General features: G+C 49.9%; 16 protein-coding genes, 2 tRNA genes and 2 rRNA genes. 2 read left to right on the forward strand and 18 right to left on the reverse strand.

What is annotated here, in order from left to right; translation table 11 throughout:
* From GS501_RS06665 to ffh, 9 genes are read right to left on the reverse strand one after another with little or no spacing between them, the layout of a single operon-like run.
* Positions 1 to 1,203 carry a pyridoxal phosphate-dependent aminotransferase gene (locus GS501_RS06665; protein WP_160831066.1) on the reverse strand — a complete coding sequence of 401 codons (1,203 nt, stop codon included), beginning with the start codon at positions 1,201 to 1,203 and terminating at the stop codon, positions 1 to 3.
* Positions 1,204 to 1,255: 52 nt separating this feature from the next.
* Entirely contained in the window at positions 1,256 to 2,365 is a 1,110-nt protein-coding gene (gene leuB, locus GS501_RS06670) for a 3-isopropylmalate dehydrogenase (RefSeq protein ID WP_160831067.1), read from the reverse strand.
* Between the two features lie 2 nt (positions 2,366 to 2,367).
* A complete protein-coding gene (gene leuD, locus GS501_RS06675) occupies positions 2,368 to 2,985 on the reverse strand; it encodes a 3-isopropylmalate dehydratase small subunit (RefSeq protein WP_160831068.1) in 618 nt (205 codons plus the stop codon).
* Positions 2,985 to 4,412 (reverse strand): 3-isopropylmalate dehydratase large subunit, encoded by a 1,428-nt coding sequence (leuC, locus tag GS501_RS06680; protein ID WP_160831069.1) that lies wholly within the window; start codon positions 4,410 to 4,412, stop codon positions 2,985 to 2,987. The genes leuD and leuC overlap by 1 nt, the downstream gene beginning before the upstream one ends.
* A gap of 21 nt (positions 4,413 to 4,433) precedes the next feature.
* Entirely contained in the window at positions 4,434 to 4,823 is a 390-nt protein-coding gene (gene rplS / locus GS501_RS06685) for a 50S ribosomal protein L19 (RefSeq protein ID WP_160831070.1), read from the reverse strand.
* Positions 4,824 to 4,850: 27 nt separating this feature from the next.
* A complete protein-coding gene (trmD, locus tag GS501_RS06690) occupies positions 4,851 to 5,546 on the reverse strand; it encodes a tRNA (guanosine(37)-N1)-methyltransferase TrmD (protein WP_160831071.1) in 696 nt (231 codons plus the stop codon).
* Positions 5,543 to 6,085 carry a ribosome maturation factor RimM gene (gene rimM, locus GS501_RS06695; RefSeq protein WP_160831072.1) on the reverse strand — a complete coding sequence of 181 codons (543 nt, stop codon included), beginning with the start codon at positions 6,083 to 6,085 and terminating at the stop codon, positions 5,543 to 5,545. Before rimM ends, trmD begins: the two co-directional genes overlap by 4 nt.
* A gap of 33 nt (positions 6,086 to 6,118) precedes the next feature.
* Positions 6,119 to 6,463 (reverse strand): 30S ribosomal protein S16, encoded by a 345-nt coding sequence (gene rpsP, locus GS501_RS06700; protein ID WP_160831073.1) that lies wholly within the window; start codon positions 6,461 to 6,463, stop codon positions 6,119 to 6,121.
* A gap of 60 nt (positions 6,464 to 6,523) precedes the next feature.
* Entirely contained in the window at positions 6,524 to 7,942 is a 1,419-nt protein-coding gene (ffh, locus tag GS501_RS06705; protein WP_160831074.1) for a signal recognition particle protein, read from the reverse strand.
* Between the two features lie 211 nt (positions 7,943 to 8,153).
* Here ffh and GS501_RS06710 point away from each other — a divergent pair.
* Both GS501_RS06710 and GS501_RS06715 read left to right on the forward strand, forming a co-directional pair.
* A tRNA-Ser gene (locus GS501_RS06710) sits at positions 8,154 to 8,243 on the forward strand.
* A 374-nt stretch (positions 8,244 to 8,617) separates the two neighbouring features.
* Positions 8,618 to 9,193, forward strand: coding sequence for a hydrolase (locus tag GS501_RS06715; RefSeq protein ID WP_160831075.1), 576 nt, complete (start codon positions 8,618 to 8,620; stop codon positions 9,191 to 9,193).
* An 80-nt stretch (positions 9,194 to 9,273) separates the two neighbouring features.
* Here the strand turns inward: GS501_RS06715 and GS501_RS06720 are convergent, their stop codons facing one another.
* From GS501_RS06720 to GS501_RS06760, 9 genes are all read right to left on the reverse strand, one after another.
* A complete protein-coding gene (locus GS501_RS06720) occupies positions 9,274 to 9,825 on the reverse strand; it encodes a thioredoxin (RefSeq protein ID WP_202405336.1) in 552 nt (183 codons plus the stop codon).
* Positions 9,826 to 9,931: 106 nt separating this feature from the next.
* Positions 9,932 to 11,218, reverse strand: a complete 1,287-nt coding sequence (locus GS501_RS06725) for a DEAD/DEAH box helicase (RefSeq protein WP_160831076.1) — start codon at positions 11,216 to 11,218, stop codon at positions 9,932 to 9,934.
* Positions 11,219 to 11,441: 223 nt separating this feature from the next.
* Positions 11,442 to 12,050 (reverse strand): nitroreductase family protein, encoded by a 609-nt coding sequence (locus GS501_RS06730; RefSeq protein ID WP_202405337.1) that lies wholly within the window; start codon positions 12,048 to 12,050, stop codon positions 11,442 to 11,444.
* A gap of 119 nt (positions 12,051 to 12,169) precedes the next feature.
* Positions 12,170 to 12,781, reverse strand: coding sequence for a methionine biosynthesis protein MetW (gene metW / locus GS501_RS06735; RefSeq protein ID WP_160831077.1), 612 nt, complete (start codon positions 12,779 to 12,781; stop codon positions 12,170 to 12,172).
* A complete protein-coding gene (locus tag GS501_RS06740) occupies positions 12,771 to 13,928 on the reverse strand; it encodes a homoserine O-acetyltransferase (protein ID WP_160831078.1) in 1,158 nt (385 codons plus the stop codon). The genes metW and GS501_RS06740 overlap by 11 nt, the downstream gene beginning before the upstream one ends.
* A 76-nt stretch (positions 13,929 to 14,004) precedes the next feature.
* On the reverse strand, positions 14,005 to 14,451 hold the full coding sequence (locus GS501_RS06745; RefSeq protein ID WP_160831079.1) for a hypothetical protein: 447 nt from the start codon (positions 14,449 to 14,451) through the stop codon (positions 14,005 to 14,007).
* Between the two features lie 431 nt (positions 14,452 to 14,882).
* Positions 14,883 to 14,959: transfer RNA gene (locus GS501_RS06750), tRNA-Met, on the reverse strand.
* A 26-nt stretch (positions 14,960 to 14,985) separates the two neighbouring features.
* Positions 14,986 to 15,100: ribosomal RNA gene (gene rrf, locus GS501_RS06755) — 5S ribosomal RNA — on the reverse strand.
* Between the two features lie 86 nt (positions 15,101 to 15,186).
* Positions 15,187 to 15,773: ribosomal RNA gene (locus GS501_RS06760) — 23S ribosomal RNA — on the reverse strand; the annotation flags it as partial.

Below are 15,773 nucleotides of genomic sequence, written 5' to 3' on the forward strand. Positions count from 1 at the left end.
TTATTCTATTCCTTCACAGAAATGACGGATCCTGGCACAGGCCTCCTTCAAAAGTTCTGTGCTGGTCGCGTAGGATACGCGGAAATACCCTGGCATAAGAAAAGCTGCTCCATGCACAGCAGCAACGCCCGTCTCCTCCAGAAGCGCAGCCACGAAGGCCTCATCATCAACTAAATCTGTGCCCTGAGCAGAGCGTTTTCCGAGGAGTTTTTTCACAGAAACAAAGACGTAAAAAGCACCTTCTGGGCGACGGCACTCAAGCCCTGCTACAGAAGAGAGTTGATCAACGACCAAATCGCGCCTCTCTTGGTAGACAGAAACCATCTCCGCAATACATTCTTGTGATCCTGAAATGGCGGCCAAGGCCGCCGCTTGTGCGATTGAGCACGGATTGCTTGTACTTTGTCCCTGCAACTTGATCAGCTGACGCGTCAACTCCACAGGGGCCGCAGAAAAACCAATCCGCCAACCTGTCATCGCATAGGCTTTACTAACACCATTCATCGTGACAGTGCGATCCCGCAGCCGCGGCTCAACCTGAACCAACGTGTGCGAGACACGTCCGTCATAGACCAGCTTTGCGTAAATATCGTCCGTCAAAACCCATATATGCGGGTGCTCTAGCAACACATCAGCTAGAGCTTTAAGCTCATCACGCGAATAAGCAGCACCCGTAGGGTTACACGGTGAGTTAATTACCACCCAACGCGTGCGCGGGGTTATGGCTGCCTTCAGTTGCGACGCCGTCAAACGAAACCCATCTTCCTCTAACGTTGAGACCACAATAGGTGTCCCATCCGCCAGGCGCACAATGTCAGGGTACGAAACCCAGGCCGGAGCTGGAATAATAACCTCATCCCCAGCATTGAGTGTTGCCGTCATGACGTTATAAATGACCTGCTTACCACCCGTCGAAACGCATATCTCTTCAGCACGATAATCAAGATCAAAATCTCGATTCAACCATTCCGCAACGGCCTGACGTAAAGGCGCTGTCCCGGCAACATCCGTATATTTCGTCTCACCGCGTGCAATCGCCTCAATAGCGGCTTGCTTGACAAAATCTGGCGTATCAAAATCCGGCTCTCCAGCAGAAAGACTGATAATATCCCGCCCTTCTGCTTTTAAAGCGCGAGCCTTCTGGGTGATAGCGATTGTCTGGCTGGGCAGAATACGCCCCATCCGCTCCGCAATAATAGACATATCATCTTTCTCCATAGGCTCGCATATAGTTCGAAAAAGAAGAGACCTTCCCTTAAGAGAGCACGTCCATTTCTTTCAGAACAGCCTCACCCATTTGCTCAGTTCCGATGGATGTTTCGCCCTTCGCTGCAATATCCGCTGTCCGCAATCCACGGGCCAGAACTTGAGCAACGGCCTTTTCAATCAGAGCCGCCTCTTCCGCACGGTTGAGCGAATAACGCAACATCATGGCAAGCGAGAGAATTTGCGCTAAGGGATTAGCAATCCCTTTTCCAGCAATGTCCGGCGCACTTCCATGAATCGGCTCATACAAAGCCGCGCGCTTACCATTACTGCCAACAGCGCCTAACGTTGCTGACGGCAACATCCCCAAGGAACCCGTCAACATTGATGCGAGATCAGAGAGCAGATCCCCAAAAAGGTTACCCGTTACGAGCACATCAAACTGGCATGGATCACGCACCAACTGCATGGCGCAATTATCTGCCAGCATATGCGTCAGCTCTACATCAGGGTAATCTCTTTTCTGTAGATCGGTAACGACTTCACGCCACAGCAACCCACTCTCCATCACGTTGCCCTTCTCGACAGAGCAAACGCGACCATCGCGTACGCGCGCTAAGTCAAAAGCAACACGGGCCACACGCTCAATTTCAGCCGTTGTATAAACTTCTGTATTGATCCCGCGACGTGATCCATCGGGGAGTGTTTCAATCCCGCGCGGCTCGCCGAAATAGATACCCCCGACTGTTTCGCGCACGATCATGAGATCCAACCCGCGCACAACATCGGGCTTTAACGCTGAAGCTGACAAAAGCGCCTCAAACAAATGAGCCGGACGCAAATTAGCGTATAATCCAAGCTCCTTCCGTAGGCGCAAAATCGCGACTTCAGGGCGCTTATCGAAAGGCTCATTTTTCCATGCTGGATCACCAACAGAGCCGAACAACACGGCATCTGATTGCCGAGCTTGAGCAATAACCTCATCCCGAATAGGCGTATCATAGCGCGCAAGTGACGCCCCACCCACCAAATCTTCGGAAAGCTCTAAGGCCAAGCCACGCTTGTCACGCAGCCAATGCAACACCTTAACGGCCTGCCCCATAATTTCTGGACCAATTCCATCACCGGGCAGAAGAAGAATTTTATAAGGTGTTGTCATGTTTAATTTCCCCGCGTTGATGGAATCCAAGCACGCGCAGCACGCGCTTCAAACTGCTCAATAGCCTGCTTTTCCAGAAGGGTTTGCGCGATATCATCAAGCCCTTCCAATAATTTTTCACGACGGAAAGGATCCACCTCAAAAGGAATAACCTCGCCATCTGGACGAATAACCTGCTTTGCTTGCAGATCAACCGTTAGGCGAGCATTCTCACCCTGACGCGCATCGTCCATCAAAGCTTCACACACGTTACGTGGCAATGCGATGGGAAGAATTCCGTTTTTGAAACAGTTACTATGGAAAATATCGGCAAAGCTTGGTGCGATCACACACCGAATACCAAAATCCAACAAGGCCCAAGGTGCATGTTCACGCGATGAGCCACAGCCCAGATTATCGAGCGTAATGAGAATACCGGCATGACGATAAGCTGGCTTATTCAATACAAAATCTGGTCGCTCATTTCCGCTCTCATCATAACGCTGATCTGCGAATAGATGCTTACCCAACCCAGTCCGTTGAATTGTCTTCAAAAAACGAGCGGGAATAATTTGGTCTGTATCAATATTTTCTTGAGGAAGCGGCGCTGCAACCGTTGTCAAACGCGTAAACTTGTCCATTACACCGCTCCTTTTACCAAATCACGTACATCACATAACGTTCCTGTGACAGCCGCAGCCGCCGCCATGGAGGGAGAACATAAATGCGTACGCCCAGATGGCCCCTGTCGTCCTTCAAAATTACGATTTGAGGTTGATGCGCAGCGCTGACCAGGCGTTAAGCGATCAGGATTCATCCCCAAACACATGGAACAACCCGCTTCACGCCACTCAAACCCGGCATCCCGAAAGATTTTATCCAACCCTTCTTTTTCCGCTTCGTGCCGAACCCACCCAGAGCCTGGCACAACCATAGCACGCACGGAAAGTGCTACTTTATGGCCCTCAATCACGGAAGCCGCAGCGCGCAAATCTTCAATGCGGCTATTGGTACAAGAGCCAATGAACACAACGTCAACGGGCGTCCCAGCCACTTTCTGGCCTGCTTCCAGCCCCATATAAGCTAATGTACGACGGATACGCTCTGCACGCGCAGGATCTGTTTCATCTTCTGGACTAGGAACAACGCCATCAATGGGTAAAACGTCTTCCGGACTGGTTCCCCATGTAATAGAGGGCTTAATATCAGCAGCATCTAAGACGACTTCTTTATCGAAAACAGCCCCATCATCAGAATGCAGACTTTGCCAATACGCCACTGCCTGCTCAAACGCTTCACCTTTAGGCGCAAAAGGGCGCCCTTTCACATACGCGAATGTCGTTGCATCCGGCGCCACCATGCCGGCTCGAGCTCCAGCTTCTATAGACATATTACAAAGGGTCATACGACCAGCCATATCGAGAGAACGAATGGCAGAACCCGCATATTCAATAACATGTCCTGTGCCACCGGCCGTACCAATACGCCCAATAATCGCGAGCATAATGTCTTTCGCGGTAACGCCTAGCCCAACCTCGCCCTCGACACGAACACGCATATTCTTAGCACGTTTCTGCAACAAGGTTTGTGTTGCCAACACATGCTCAACTTCTGATGTGCCAATACCAAATGCTAAAGAACCAAGAGCCCCATGGGTAGATGTATGGCTATCACCACATACAATCGTCATCCCAGGCAGTGAAATCCCTTGCTCTGGCCCGACGACATGCACAATACCCTGCGAACGTGACCGTAAGGGAAAATAAGGGACCCCAAATTCCTTCACATTACGCTCTAATGTCTCAATTTGTAGGCGACTTTGCGGGTCCTCTACAGGCTGAGAGCGATCAGACGTCGGAACATTGTGATCAGCCACCGCAATTGTGGCATCAGGGCGCCTTACAGGACGCCCCGCCGCCCGCAAACCTTCAAAAGCCTGCGGGCTTGTCACCTCATGAAGGAGGTGACGGTCAATATAGAGGAGGCACGTCCCGTCTTCGAGTGTGTTGATCACATGAGTGTCCCAGATTTTGTCATATAACGTTCTGGGAGAAGACGGGTTCTGCATTTCTATATTCCCCTAAATTAATTAAGACGCAGCCTTGCTGCCTTTCGTCAAATCACGTGGACGTTCAGCAATACGTGCTGACTTACCAGAACGCCCGCGCAAGTAGTACAACTTCGCACGACGCACCTTACCACGACGCACGACATTAATCTCAGCAATCGCTGGTGAGAAGAGCGGGAAAATACGCTCCACACCTTCACCATTGGAAATTTTACGCACGGTGAAGCTGCTGCCAAGACCACGGCTCGAACGTGCGATCACCACACCTTCGAAAACCTGAACACGCTCACGTGTTCCTTCAACAACGCGCACACCAACGCGAAGTGTATCGCCCGGAGCAAATTCTGGCACATTACGAAGAGCGGAAAGACGCTCCATCTCACGCGCTTCATACTGCTGAATGATGTTCATGACCAAACTCCAAAAAAAACAACAACATTATGACTGCTGCTCATGCCGTGCCCAAAGATCTGGGCGTCGTGCACGTGTTACAGCAATGGATTCCTCATGTCGCCAACGGGCGATATCCTTGTGGTTGCCAGAAAGAAGCACAGGCGGCACTTCACGTCCTTCCCACTCTGATGGACGCGTATAATGGGGATATTCCAGCAAGCCATCTGAAAAGCTTTCCTCTTCCCCACTATGTGCAGACCCCATCACACCCGGAAGAAGCCGCACACACCCATCAAGTAAGGCTAACGCTGGGATTTCGCCTCCTGACAAAACGAAATCACCCATACAATACTGCTCAACCCCGTGTTTTTCTAACACGCGCTCATCGACACCTTCAAAACGCCCACACAAAAGAACAACGCCACTCCCTTGTGTAAAACGCTTAATATCCTTTTGTGATAACCGAACCCCGCGAGGTGTTGGGTAAATGATCGGACAATCCCCTTCTCCCTTCACATCCTCTAAGGCTTGGTCCAACACGTCTGGACGCATCACCATTCCAGCCCCCCCCCCAAAGGGTGTGTCATCCAAAGCACGATGACGCCCACGCCCATAAAGACGTAAATCATGCGCTTTGTAAGACCACAGACCTGCTTCCAAGGCACGCCCAGCGAGGGAATACCCCAATGGACCTGGAAACATCTCTGGAAAGAGAGTCAGAATATCGGCCTGCCATGTCATGAGCGTACGCTCACATCCCCAGAGAGATCTCCCTCAACCTCAATCGCTTCTGGCAACTCCACCACTAAACGACGCGCCTGCCAATCCAGTTCTGGCACGCAAGCACGCGTAAAGGGCACAAGTTGCCCCTGATCAAACTCTAAACTTGTGCCGGCACCATAATCATGGACCTTCACAACACGCCCAAGTGTCTCGCCTGAACGAAGAACCCCTTCCATATTGAGCAAATCAATGTGGTAAAATTCTTCCTCTTCCGTTTCCGGCAGAGCATCACGCGCAACATAAAGACGGCGATTGACCAATTTTTCAGCTTCTGTACGGTCTGCTAAAGGACGGCCTTTAACATCTTTGAGAACTGCAATCCCTGGGGCTATCCAACACACCTGCCATGCTTCGCCATGATCATCATACAACGCACCGAGCGCTTCCACTATATCCGCAGTCTCTGTAGCCGGATAAAGGCGCACAAGACCACGCACACCATGTGGCTTCCCAATGGTTGCAATCAGCACATCATGTTCTGAAGAACGGCGTGTCAAAGAATAATCTCCCGTTAAACGCTCACTCTAAAATTAGGCTGAAGCGTCAGCTGCCGCAGCTGCAGCGCGCTCTTGAGCCTTCTTCTTAGGAGCTGACTTCTTAGGCTGATCACGATAAGCAGGCTTTGGAGCCAATCCAGCATTCCCCAAAAAGCGAGCAACACGATCTGTTGCCGTCGCACCATTGGACAACCAGTGCTTGATACGCTCGTCATTCAAACGAATACGATCAGCGTGATCGGATGGCAGCATCGGGTTATAAGCACCAACCTTCTCGACAAAACGGCCATCACGTGGGCTACGGCTATCAGCAATCACGATATGGTAATAAGGACGCTTTTTAGCACCGGCACGCGATAGACGAATTTTCAAGCTCATAAAAACTCCTACTCATTACTTAGAGATGTTGAAACAAAAAACAATCGGCCAAGAAGATCCTCAACCAAAAGGCGGGCGCCCACCTGGGCCTCCCATCCCCTTAAACATATCGCCTAGGCCCCCAGCGCCCCCAATACCCCGCATCATGCTTGGTAGATCCATCTTGCTGAGACGTTTCATCATGGTGGACATGTCATCAAACTGCTTAAGCAGCCGATTGACTTCTGGTACGGTCGTTCCTGATCCAGCGGCAATACGCTTCTTACGAGAGGCTTTAATAATCCCCGGCGTACGACGCTCTTGCTCTGTCATGGAAGAAATAATGACTTTATGACGATTAAAGATAGACGTATCTAAATCTTTCCCCGCCAATTTCTCCTTTATCTTCCCCATACCTGGAAGCATTCCCAGGATGCCAGAAATAGACCCAAGGCGATTGATTTGATTGATCTGTGACACATAGTCATTCAGATCAAACTTCCCGGCGAGCATCTTCTTAGCAACACGCTCACCTTCTTCCTCATCAAGCTGCTCAGAGGCTTTTTCTACCAGTCCAGCAATATCGCCCAGACCGAGAATCCGCCCTGCAACACGCTCAGGATGAAACTCTTCTAAGGCGGACACCTTTTCACCTGACCCGGTGAATTTAATCGGCGCGCCTGTTACCGCCCTCATGGATAGCGCTGCACCCCCGCGGGCGTCACCATCCATACGGCTCATCACAACACCTGTGATGCCGACCTGATCTTTAAAAGCTTGTGCTGTATTCACAGCATCTTGCCCGGTCATCGCATCAACGACCAACAGCGTTTCCGCAGGTGTTGTTGCATCTCTAATCTGACGAACCTCTTCCATGAGCGGCTCATCAATCGCCAGCCGACCTGCCGTATCAAGGATAACTACGTCATATCCCTCACGGCGCCCCGTCTCCATAGCGCGACGTGCAATCTCAACAGGCTGCTGCCCCTCAACGATCGGCAATGATACAACGAGCCCTCCAGTCCGCGCACCCACCTGTTCGGCCAGCTGCTGCAACTGCAACTGTGCCGCTGGACGCTGAACATCAAGGCTCGCAAGGAGCACTTTTTTGCGCTCACGCTCCGCCAACCGTAGACCAAGCTTCCCAGCCGTGGTTGTTTTCCCTGCCCCCTGCAGACCCACCATAAGAAATGGGATGGGCGCAGGAACAGATAAATTAAGTGGAACAGCCCCCGCACCACCAAGTGCATCAATAAGAGAATCGTTAACAATCTTCGCAACAGCTTGTCCAGGCGACACACCGTCGAGAACATTCTCCCCGACCGCACGTTCCTTAACGTTGTTAACGAAGCTGCGCACCACAGGCAAAGCCACGTCCGCTTCCAGCATAGCCAGCCGGACTTCACGCATGGCCTCAGATACGTCGCCTTCGGAAAGTTTTCCTCCGCGGGAAAGACCTTCGAAGACTTTTGACATTCTACCGGACAGCTGGTCGAACACGTGACACCCTTAATTCCATGACAAACGCGCCACTGCGCGAACCCTCGCGGAGTGACGTGTCCGTAAACCTTTCTCTCGCTTTAGTAGCACATCCTTTTTCAGTCAAGCATTCTATATGGCTTGACGTGTGCGTCATTTTAGGGTTTATGCATCACCACGTTGTCATGAGCTCTCGAAATAAACGCTCTACAACGTAACAATTGAATAAGACGGATGGGTGTCCGAGTGGTTTAAGGAACTGGTCTTGAAAACCAGCGTGCGGGAGACCGTACCGTGGGTTCGAATCCCACCCCATCCGCCACAATCAATCATTACATACCTTCAGATTGCAAAACGGCAGAAAACGGCTGTTTTTGATTTGAAGCCCCCAACTTCCCATTTAAACTATTATACCCCGTAAAAATGGGGGCCTTTTTGAGGGCTAGTTATGGGGTGGAGCCTTATCATAAAATACGCAGAACGCTTGCTATGCCCAATTACCCTGTAAGGGCATATCCGCTATCGTAATCCGCCTTCGGACCGTTACAGCCGCAACAGGCTTGCCCCCGCCATATCCATTTGCACACCAGACGCATAAACTGATTGTTTCTTATCGTTTATATAAAGTTTGATGTCTTCTCATACAAAAGAAAGATAATACTGATAGATCGCTTATAATATTAAGAGTCTTTGCATATGCTTACCCTCTCCCCTCGCACCACAGCTCTCCTCCTCATTGACCTGCAAAACGGTATTGTTGCACTACCAACGGCTCCTTATTCAGGCGCAGAGATCGTCGAGCGTAGCAAAAAGGCCATCGATATCTTCCGACGTGCTGGAGCTTCCGTTATTCTGGTAAATGTTGCTTTTTCTCCTGACGGTGCGGACGCACTCAAAGCTCCTGTTGATCGTTCTCTATCCGCTTCTGGGCATAGCTTACCCGATAATTGGTCTGATCTTGTTGAAGGACTTTCTCAGCCGTCGGATATTCACGTGACCAAGCATCAATGGGGCGCCTTTTACGGCACCGACCTCGACCTACAACTGAGACGACGCGGCATAACCACAATTGTTTTAGGAGGAATTGCTACGAATATGGGCGTTGAATCCACAGCACGCGCGGCACATGAACACGGCTATCACGTCATCTTTGCGGAAGACCTCACGAGTGGACTTTCAGAGAAAATGCATCATTTCTCTTTCGAAAATATCTTTCCTCTCATTGGTAACGTGACAGAAAGCCGTAAAATTATCCTCAACACGTCATCATAATGTGACATATTATGTGACTAATGTTCATCAATAATCATTAGTCACACTATACGAATGAATACTGTCGTAAATAAAACATACTATTTGCAGTAGCTCATCCATTTTTCAACTGTATCATCACTGCTAAAACGATTATCTATTAATCCATTCAGCATAATTGTCGGTGAAACATGAATACCATTTTGTCGTGAATAACGTGTATGCCTCTTAAGCTCTGAGGTAACGGATTCATCTTGAAAAACATCAGTTAAAGAGAAACCACTATAATTCTCTAGACGTTTCAAAATGGTATGGGGCGTCGCATCCATATTGGCGCCAGATGAATGATGATGGAATTCAAATTCATCTCGATGGTCGGCAACGCACTCTAACATCTTCCACGCAGCATCACGTCCATCTGGTAAGAGAGAAGCAGCCAAAATGGCGCGCGTGATCACAGCCGAAAACATATGCCACGGCTGAACGTGCAGATACACACGAACCGTTACCGAGCCCTCCCCCATTGCATGTAAAAAAGGTTTCAGTTTTTTTAACGCTTTATTGGAAAAAGGACATGTCGGCTCTAGAAAAATCTCGAACAATACCGGCCCCTCTCCCCAGACGAGCGGCGCTAATCCACGAGCATTCATCATGGCAATTCTCCCCTTTTGAGAAATCACCCTAACAATAATAAAGGAGGGAAACAGCCTATCAATACCGTTTCCCTCCCTGATCATGACGTTCGCCTACTAAAATTTACTATGACGTCCGCCGTGCAGCGGCGCGAGGCGCCCCCCCACTCCGTCTCGGTGAACTTCCACGCCCCGAAGAAGGACGTCGTGATGATCGACCCCCACCTCCGCGACCGCCCCCTAGAACAGGTGGACGTTGCGTAGAATCCTGCGCTTCATCAGAGTGAAATGGATGATCCGTAATGACAGGAACAGCCTTCCCGATGCGTTTCTCAATATCACGCAACCAAGCACGCTGTTCAGCATCACATAAAGAGATCGCCCATCCTTCCCGACCAGCACGCGCCGTACGTCCAATACGATGGACATACGCTTCAGGCACATTCGGCAGGTCATAGTTGAAAACATGCGAGACATCATCAACATCAATGCCGCGCGCCGCAATATCCGTTGCCACTAACACGCGCACGCTCCCATCACGGAAACCCTTCATAGCGCGCTCACGTGCCCCTTGCGACTTATTTCCATGAATAGCCGCTGCGGTAATGCCATGCTTTGTTAAAAACTCAGCTACTTTATTGGCCTCATGCTTCATCAAGGTGAAAACAACCGCCCGGACGACGCGATCATTATCGACGAGCATGAGCAAAGCATCTTTTTTCTTCGCCACATCGACAAACATGACGGCCTGGCGAATTCTATCAACTGTGCTCGACTCAGGCGTCACTTGCACTGTTGCTGGATTCTCTAACAGCGAATGGGCAAGGTCCCGAATAGATGCAGGCATCGTCGCTGAGAACAGTAAGGTCTGCCGTTTTTCTGGGAGCTGCGCCACGATACGTCGAATATCATGGACGAAGCCCATATCAAGCATACGATCTGCTTCATCCAACACCACAATTTCTGGTGTGGAGAGATCAATATGGCCCTGACCGACGAGATCTAATAGACGACCAGGTGCCGCCACCAGAACATCGACCCCACGCCGCATCGCATCCACCTGCCGCGATTGGCCAACCCCGCCAAAAACCACAGCGTGGGAAAACTTCATATGTCGTGCATAGGCTGCAAAATTAGCACCGATCTGCGCAACCAACTCACGCGTTGGTGCCAAAACCAACACACGCATGCCGCGCGCTAGCGGACGCCTGGGATTATTTAAAAGATATTGCAAAATCGGCAATGCAAACGCCGCGGTCTTTCCTGTCCCGGTTTGCGCCAACCCAAGGAGATCTCTCCCCTGTAAAAGATGAGGAATCGCCTCCGCTTGTATCGGCGTTGGGACATTATATCCTTCATCCTTTAAGGCTTCCAAAATTGGTTCAGCCAAGCCAAGAGCCGTAAAACTGCTCATGATTTCTCCTCAGAAACGGCGCCACCCTAACATTAACTTAGCAACACCATAAAAATGGGAGCTCGTTAGTCCTAATAGTAGGGAGCACCGAGCCTTAGGACAAGAGCATGAAGCCGTTTTTTATCAAACGACCTCTCTCAAGCCTCTCATCACCTCATATAATGAGGCCGCAACCCTCTCGGAAAGCTACGGCTCCTCACTACACTCGATAGGATTTTTTATCTCAAAATGTCTCGTGACGTACAACATCTTCCAAAGGAAGCATACCGAGACGAGGCTTAGGCTCAACCGCCCGTTTCCCAATGGCGACAAACATAACAAGCTCATGATCAGCTGGTAGATTGATGATCTTTTTCACCTGATCAAAATCAAACCCGTCCATCGGACAGCTATCCAAGCCATGTGCTTGTGCCGCCATCATCAGGGCATAAGCTGCGAGACCACATGACCGAAAACCTTCGTCACGTTGGACTTGCTCGCGCCCCTCATAATATCCTGGAATCATCTTATTGACGTAGAGATCACGCACCTGCTCCGGGGCACCTTCCCAATACCGCGCACGATCTTTATCCCATGCTTTTAAGTCAGCACACATCACGATCAAAGCCGCACTTTCCTTGATTTGCGGCTGATTGTGCGCTGCAGCGCTAATTTTCTCACGCTGTTCTTCACTCCGCACAACCAAAAAACGATAGTTCTGGATGTTATACGCGGTTGGTGCGTAACGTGCTGTATCTAAAATATCCTTTAATACAGCATCCGTAAGTTTATAGGAGGCATCGAACCTCTTTGTTGCACGTCGTGTTTTAATTGCTGTCAAAATATCTGTCATGATCATACCTTCATGATTACCAAAAGTAGCTTTTCCGTTCGTACACGAAACTGCCCGCAAACCCTAGAGGCGGCATTCTCTATGATATCGTGCACAAAAAAAAGGCTCTAAACTGTATTTTACTGAGAAATATCTGCTCGTCGCAGAAGGAAAAGTGCCTGCTCTCCAAACAAATTAGCTAAGCGAATGGATCGCCGCCAAGGAACGGAAGCTCCATTCTCATCAACAGCCATCCAACGCTCTACCACATACCCGTCTTCCTCACAAAGAGCCATGAAGTCCCTAATTGTGCAAGGATGGATGTTCGGCGTTTCATGCCACGGCGTAGCCCACACAGGTGTCATAGGCATTCTTCCAGTCACAAGAAGTTGCCAACGCAATTGCCAATGCCCAAAATTAGGAAAAGAGACAATCGCATAACGACCAATACGAAGCAGCTGGCGCAGCACCTCTCGTGGTCGTGCTACGGCCTGTAACGTACGCTGAAGCACCACATAGTCAAAACGTCCATCTGGATAATTAGCGAGATCATGATCAGCATCACCATGCATAACGGGCAATCCATGCGCGACCGACTGCGTCACAGCCTCCATATTTAATTCGATTCCTTGGGCGTCACAGGCTCGTGTTCGAAAGAGATAATCAATGAGCTCCCCATCCCCACTTCCAACATCCAGAACACGACTACGCGGGGCAATCATATTAGCAATCAATTCTTGATCAACGCGCATGATGCCCTCCCTGAGGAAATCCTGCATGTTCTGCAGCACCATTTAAAAAACCGCGCATTGTCCGATCAAAATCTGGTTCTTCCAGCAGGAATGCATCGTGACCACGATCACTATCAATTTCAACAAAAGAGACATTAGCGCCCGCTTTATTCAAAGCTTTCACTAAATGGCGGGACTGTGATGTTGGAAACAACCAGTCTGAACTAAACGAAATAACACAAAACCGTGTTGTCGAATCTCGGAAAGGAATAACAAGATCACCATCATATTCGGCTGCCAAATCGAAGTAGTCCATAGCACGCGTTATACTAAGATAAGAATTCGCATCAAATCGTCGGACAAACGTTGATCCCTGGTGCCGTAAATAACTTTCGACTTCAAACATTTCACCAAAAAAGAATGAAGATCCTTCTTTGTGCGATGAAGATGTCGAGACCTCGCGAATACGTCGGCCAAATTTCCGGGTCAAAGCTTCTTCCGACAAATAGGTGATATGCGCCATCATCCGCGCAACCCCTAACCCACGTGCCGGTAAGGTATCAAATGCTCGATAATCACCACCGTGCCATTCTGGATCCGCAAAAATAGCCTGACGACTCACCTCATTAAAGGCGATATTTTGAGCTGATTGATAAGGCGAGGTCGCGATAGGCATCGCAGCAAACACGCGCTCAGGGTAATCCGCCGCCCATGTAAGGACCTGCATTCCCCCCATTGACGCACCAATAACAGCAAAAAGCCGGCCGATCCCTATATGATCTATCAACGTCACCTGGGCAGCCACGATATCGTGCATGGTAATAGGCGGAAAATCTTTTCCCCATGGCTTCCCTGTGTCTGGCCGAATGGACAGTGGCCCAGTCGACCCCATGCACCCTCCCAATACATTGGGACAAATCACAAAGAAACGATCCGTATCAATGGGAAGACCCGGCCCTACCATACGCGCCCACCAACCTGGCTTCCCTGTAAAAGGATGTGGATCGGCTACATACTGATCGCCTGTCAGCGCATGACACACCAAAATTGCATTATCCCGTGCTGGCGACAATTTACCATAGGTTTGATATGCAATCTCCAAAGGAGCAATATGTTGCCCACACTGAAGCTCAAGCCCCTCTTCTAAGGAAATATTTTGATGAGCCAATACGCCTCCTTCTTCTCTTTCTTATAATTCGTTAGGCTGATCACCGTAAAAAGACAGACCCAGAACGCAAGAACTTTTATTCTGCAGCCTGCATCAGAGATGGGTGATTATCCTGCACCATCGCGTCTTGTGGCAAGACCGGTATGATCTCAGCTGAAGATTTTTTACTTGGCAACCAATACCCATATGCCGCTAGCGTTAATCCTAGCTGTTTTAAAGCCTTTCCGAAATCAGAAATAAGCACTTCTTCATGCGAAGAATTTTGTATATCCGCTAACACTTGTAAGAGATGAGCCTCCGTTGAAGACAACTCTAACGAAGATGTGGCCCAGATAGTATGCAGAAAAAGAGTTCTAAAACGCTCCTGTAACCGCTCACTTTCGGTACCAAACAATTTCTCCAAAAAAACGGATGATCTCCAACGACGTGGACCAAGCAAGCACCGAAGAACCCACAGCGCTGTTTGCTCCTCCCTCTCCAACGTATCAGACCGTAATGCCATATTTAGAGAACGAACATTCATCAGAGGCACTCCCTCTTCCATCAATTGCGACAGAATCACCATAGTTGAGAATTCTTCTCAATTGCAAATGAAAGATATCTCTTATGAGCCTAACAAGTCTTTTAGATGAGCAAGAATAGCGGAAGGGTGCGCTCTTGAGCGGGTGAAAATTTTTCTGAAAGAAACTATATCTTGAGCAGAATCGCACTTCGAAACACAAGAGATAGAATTTGTGCTTATTTGTGAATATCCGAATCTTATTTCCCGAGCTCTCAAAACCTCATGTGACAATGCGGCGCATCCAGATGCAGCACACAGTTCTTAAATTTGGAGGCCATTGTCCCCTTACTTCTCTGCGTTTCAGAAGCATTTTGGGTATCAGTTTTATTTGAAAATTTTGGATCTGTATTTGAACGTACAGGATCTAAGCTTCTTCAAAGTGGGGGATGTATTGGATGCGGGGGTAGGATTTGAACCTACGACCTTCAGGTTATGAGCCTGACGAGCTACCGGGCTGCTCCACCCCGCGTCAGGGGGATAGGGGTAAGCGAGGGGACCTGGCGGCGACCGACTTTTCCACCCGTCGAGGGGCAGTATCATAGGCGCTGGAGGTATTGACGGCCGAGTTCGGGATGGGATCGGGTTTAGAGCCTCCGCCATAGCCACCAGGTCTTCCCGCTTACCCGTATGTGTATGGGTGAGAGGGGTGCGGTTGGTGTGTAGAGTAATGTGACTGACTACTGTGCATGTGTTTTATGTGTGAGAGATATGGGCGATTAGGATCAGTTAGCTGAACGCGTTACCGCGCTTTTACACCTGACCTATCGACGTCCTGGTCTTGGACGGCCCTGTGAGACCTAGTTTTGAGGCTGGTTTCCCGCTTAGATGCTTTCAGCGGTTATCCATTCCATACTTAGCTACCCGGCTGTGCCACTGGCGTGACAACCGGTGCACCAGAGGTATGTTCATCCCGGTCCTCTCGTACTAGGGACAAATCCTCTCAAGTCTCTTACACCCACGGCAGATAGGGACCGAACTGTCTCACGACGTTCTAAACCCAGCTCACGTACCACTTTAATCGGCGAACAGCCGAACCCTTGGGACCTGCTCCAGCCCCAGGATGTGATGAGCCGACATCGAGGTGCCAAACCTCCCCGTCGATGTGGACTCTTGGGGGAGATCAGCCTGTTATCCCTAGAGTACCTTTTATCCGTTGAGCGATGGCCCGTCCACGTGGGACCACCGGATCACTATGGCCGACTTTCGTCTCTGCTCGAGCTGTCACTCTCGCAGTCAGGCGGGCTTATGCCATTGCACTCGACAGCCGGTTTCCGACCGGCCTG

The organism is Saccharibacter sp. 17.LH.SD (genome assembly GCF_009834805.1).
Taxonomy (GTDB): Bacteria; Pseudomonadota; Alphaproteobacteria; order Acetobacterales; family Acetobacteraceae; genus Saccharibacter.

Bases quoted from the DNA above. Each gene is read 5' to 3' on its own strand.
- GS501_RS06665 (WP_160831066.1), bottom strand. From the start codon at position 1,203: ATGTCTATTATTGCGGAGCGGATGGGGCGTATTCTGCCCAGCCAGACA.
- leuB (WP_160831067.1), bottom strand. From the start codon at position 2,365: ATGACAACACCTTATAAAATTCTTCTTCTGCCCGGTGATGGAATTGGT.
- leuD (WP_160831068.1), bottom strand. From the start codon at position 2,985: ATGGACAAGTTTACGCGTTTGACAACGGTTGCAGCGCCGCTTCCTCAA.
- leuC (WP_160831069.1), bottom strand. From the start codon at position 4,412: ATGCAGAACCCGTCTTCTCCCAGAACGTTATATGACAAAATCTGGGAC.
- rplS (WP_160831070.1), bottom strand. From the start codon at position 4,823: ATGAACATCATTCAGCAGTATGAAGCGCGTGAGATGGAGCGTCTTTCC.
- trmD (WP_160831071.1), bottom strand. From the start codon at position 5,546: ATGACATGGCAGGCCGATATTCTGACTCTCTTTCCAGAGATGTTTCCA.
- rpsP (WP_160831073.1), bottom strand. From the start codon at position 6,463: ATGAGCTTGAAAATTCGTCTATCGCGTGCCGGTGCTAAAAAGCGTCCT.
- GS501_RS06715 (WP_160831075.1), top strand. From the start codon at position 8,618: ATGCTTACCCTCTCCCCTCGCACCACAGCTCTCCTCCTCATTGACCTG.
- GS501_RS06720 (WP_202405336.1), bottom strand. From the start codon at position 9,825: ATGATGAATGCTCGTGGATTAGCGCCGCTCGTCTGGGGAGAGGGGCCG.
- GS501_RS06725 (WP_160831076.1), bottom strand. From the start codon at position 11,218: ATGAGCAGTTTTACGGCTCTTGGCTTGGCTGAACCAATTTTGGAAGCC.
- GS501_RS06730 (WP_202405337.1), bottom strand. From the start codon at position 12,050: ATGACAGATATTTTGACAGCAATTAAAACACGACGTGCAACAAAGAGG.
- metW (WP_160831077.1), bottom strand. From the start codon at position 12,781: ATGCGCGTTGATCAAGAATTGATTGCTAATATGATTGCCCCGCGTAGT.
- GS501_RS06745 (WP_160831079.1), bottom strand. From the start codon at position 14,451: ATGAATGTTCGTTCTCTAAATATGGCATTACGGTCTGATACGTTGGAG.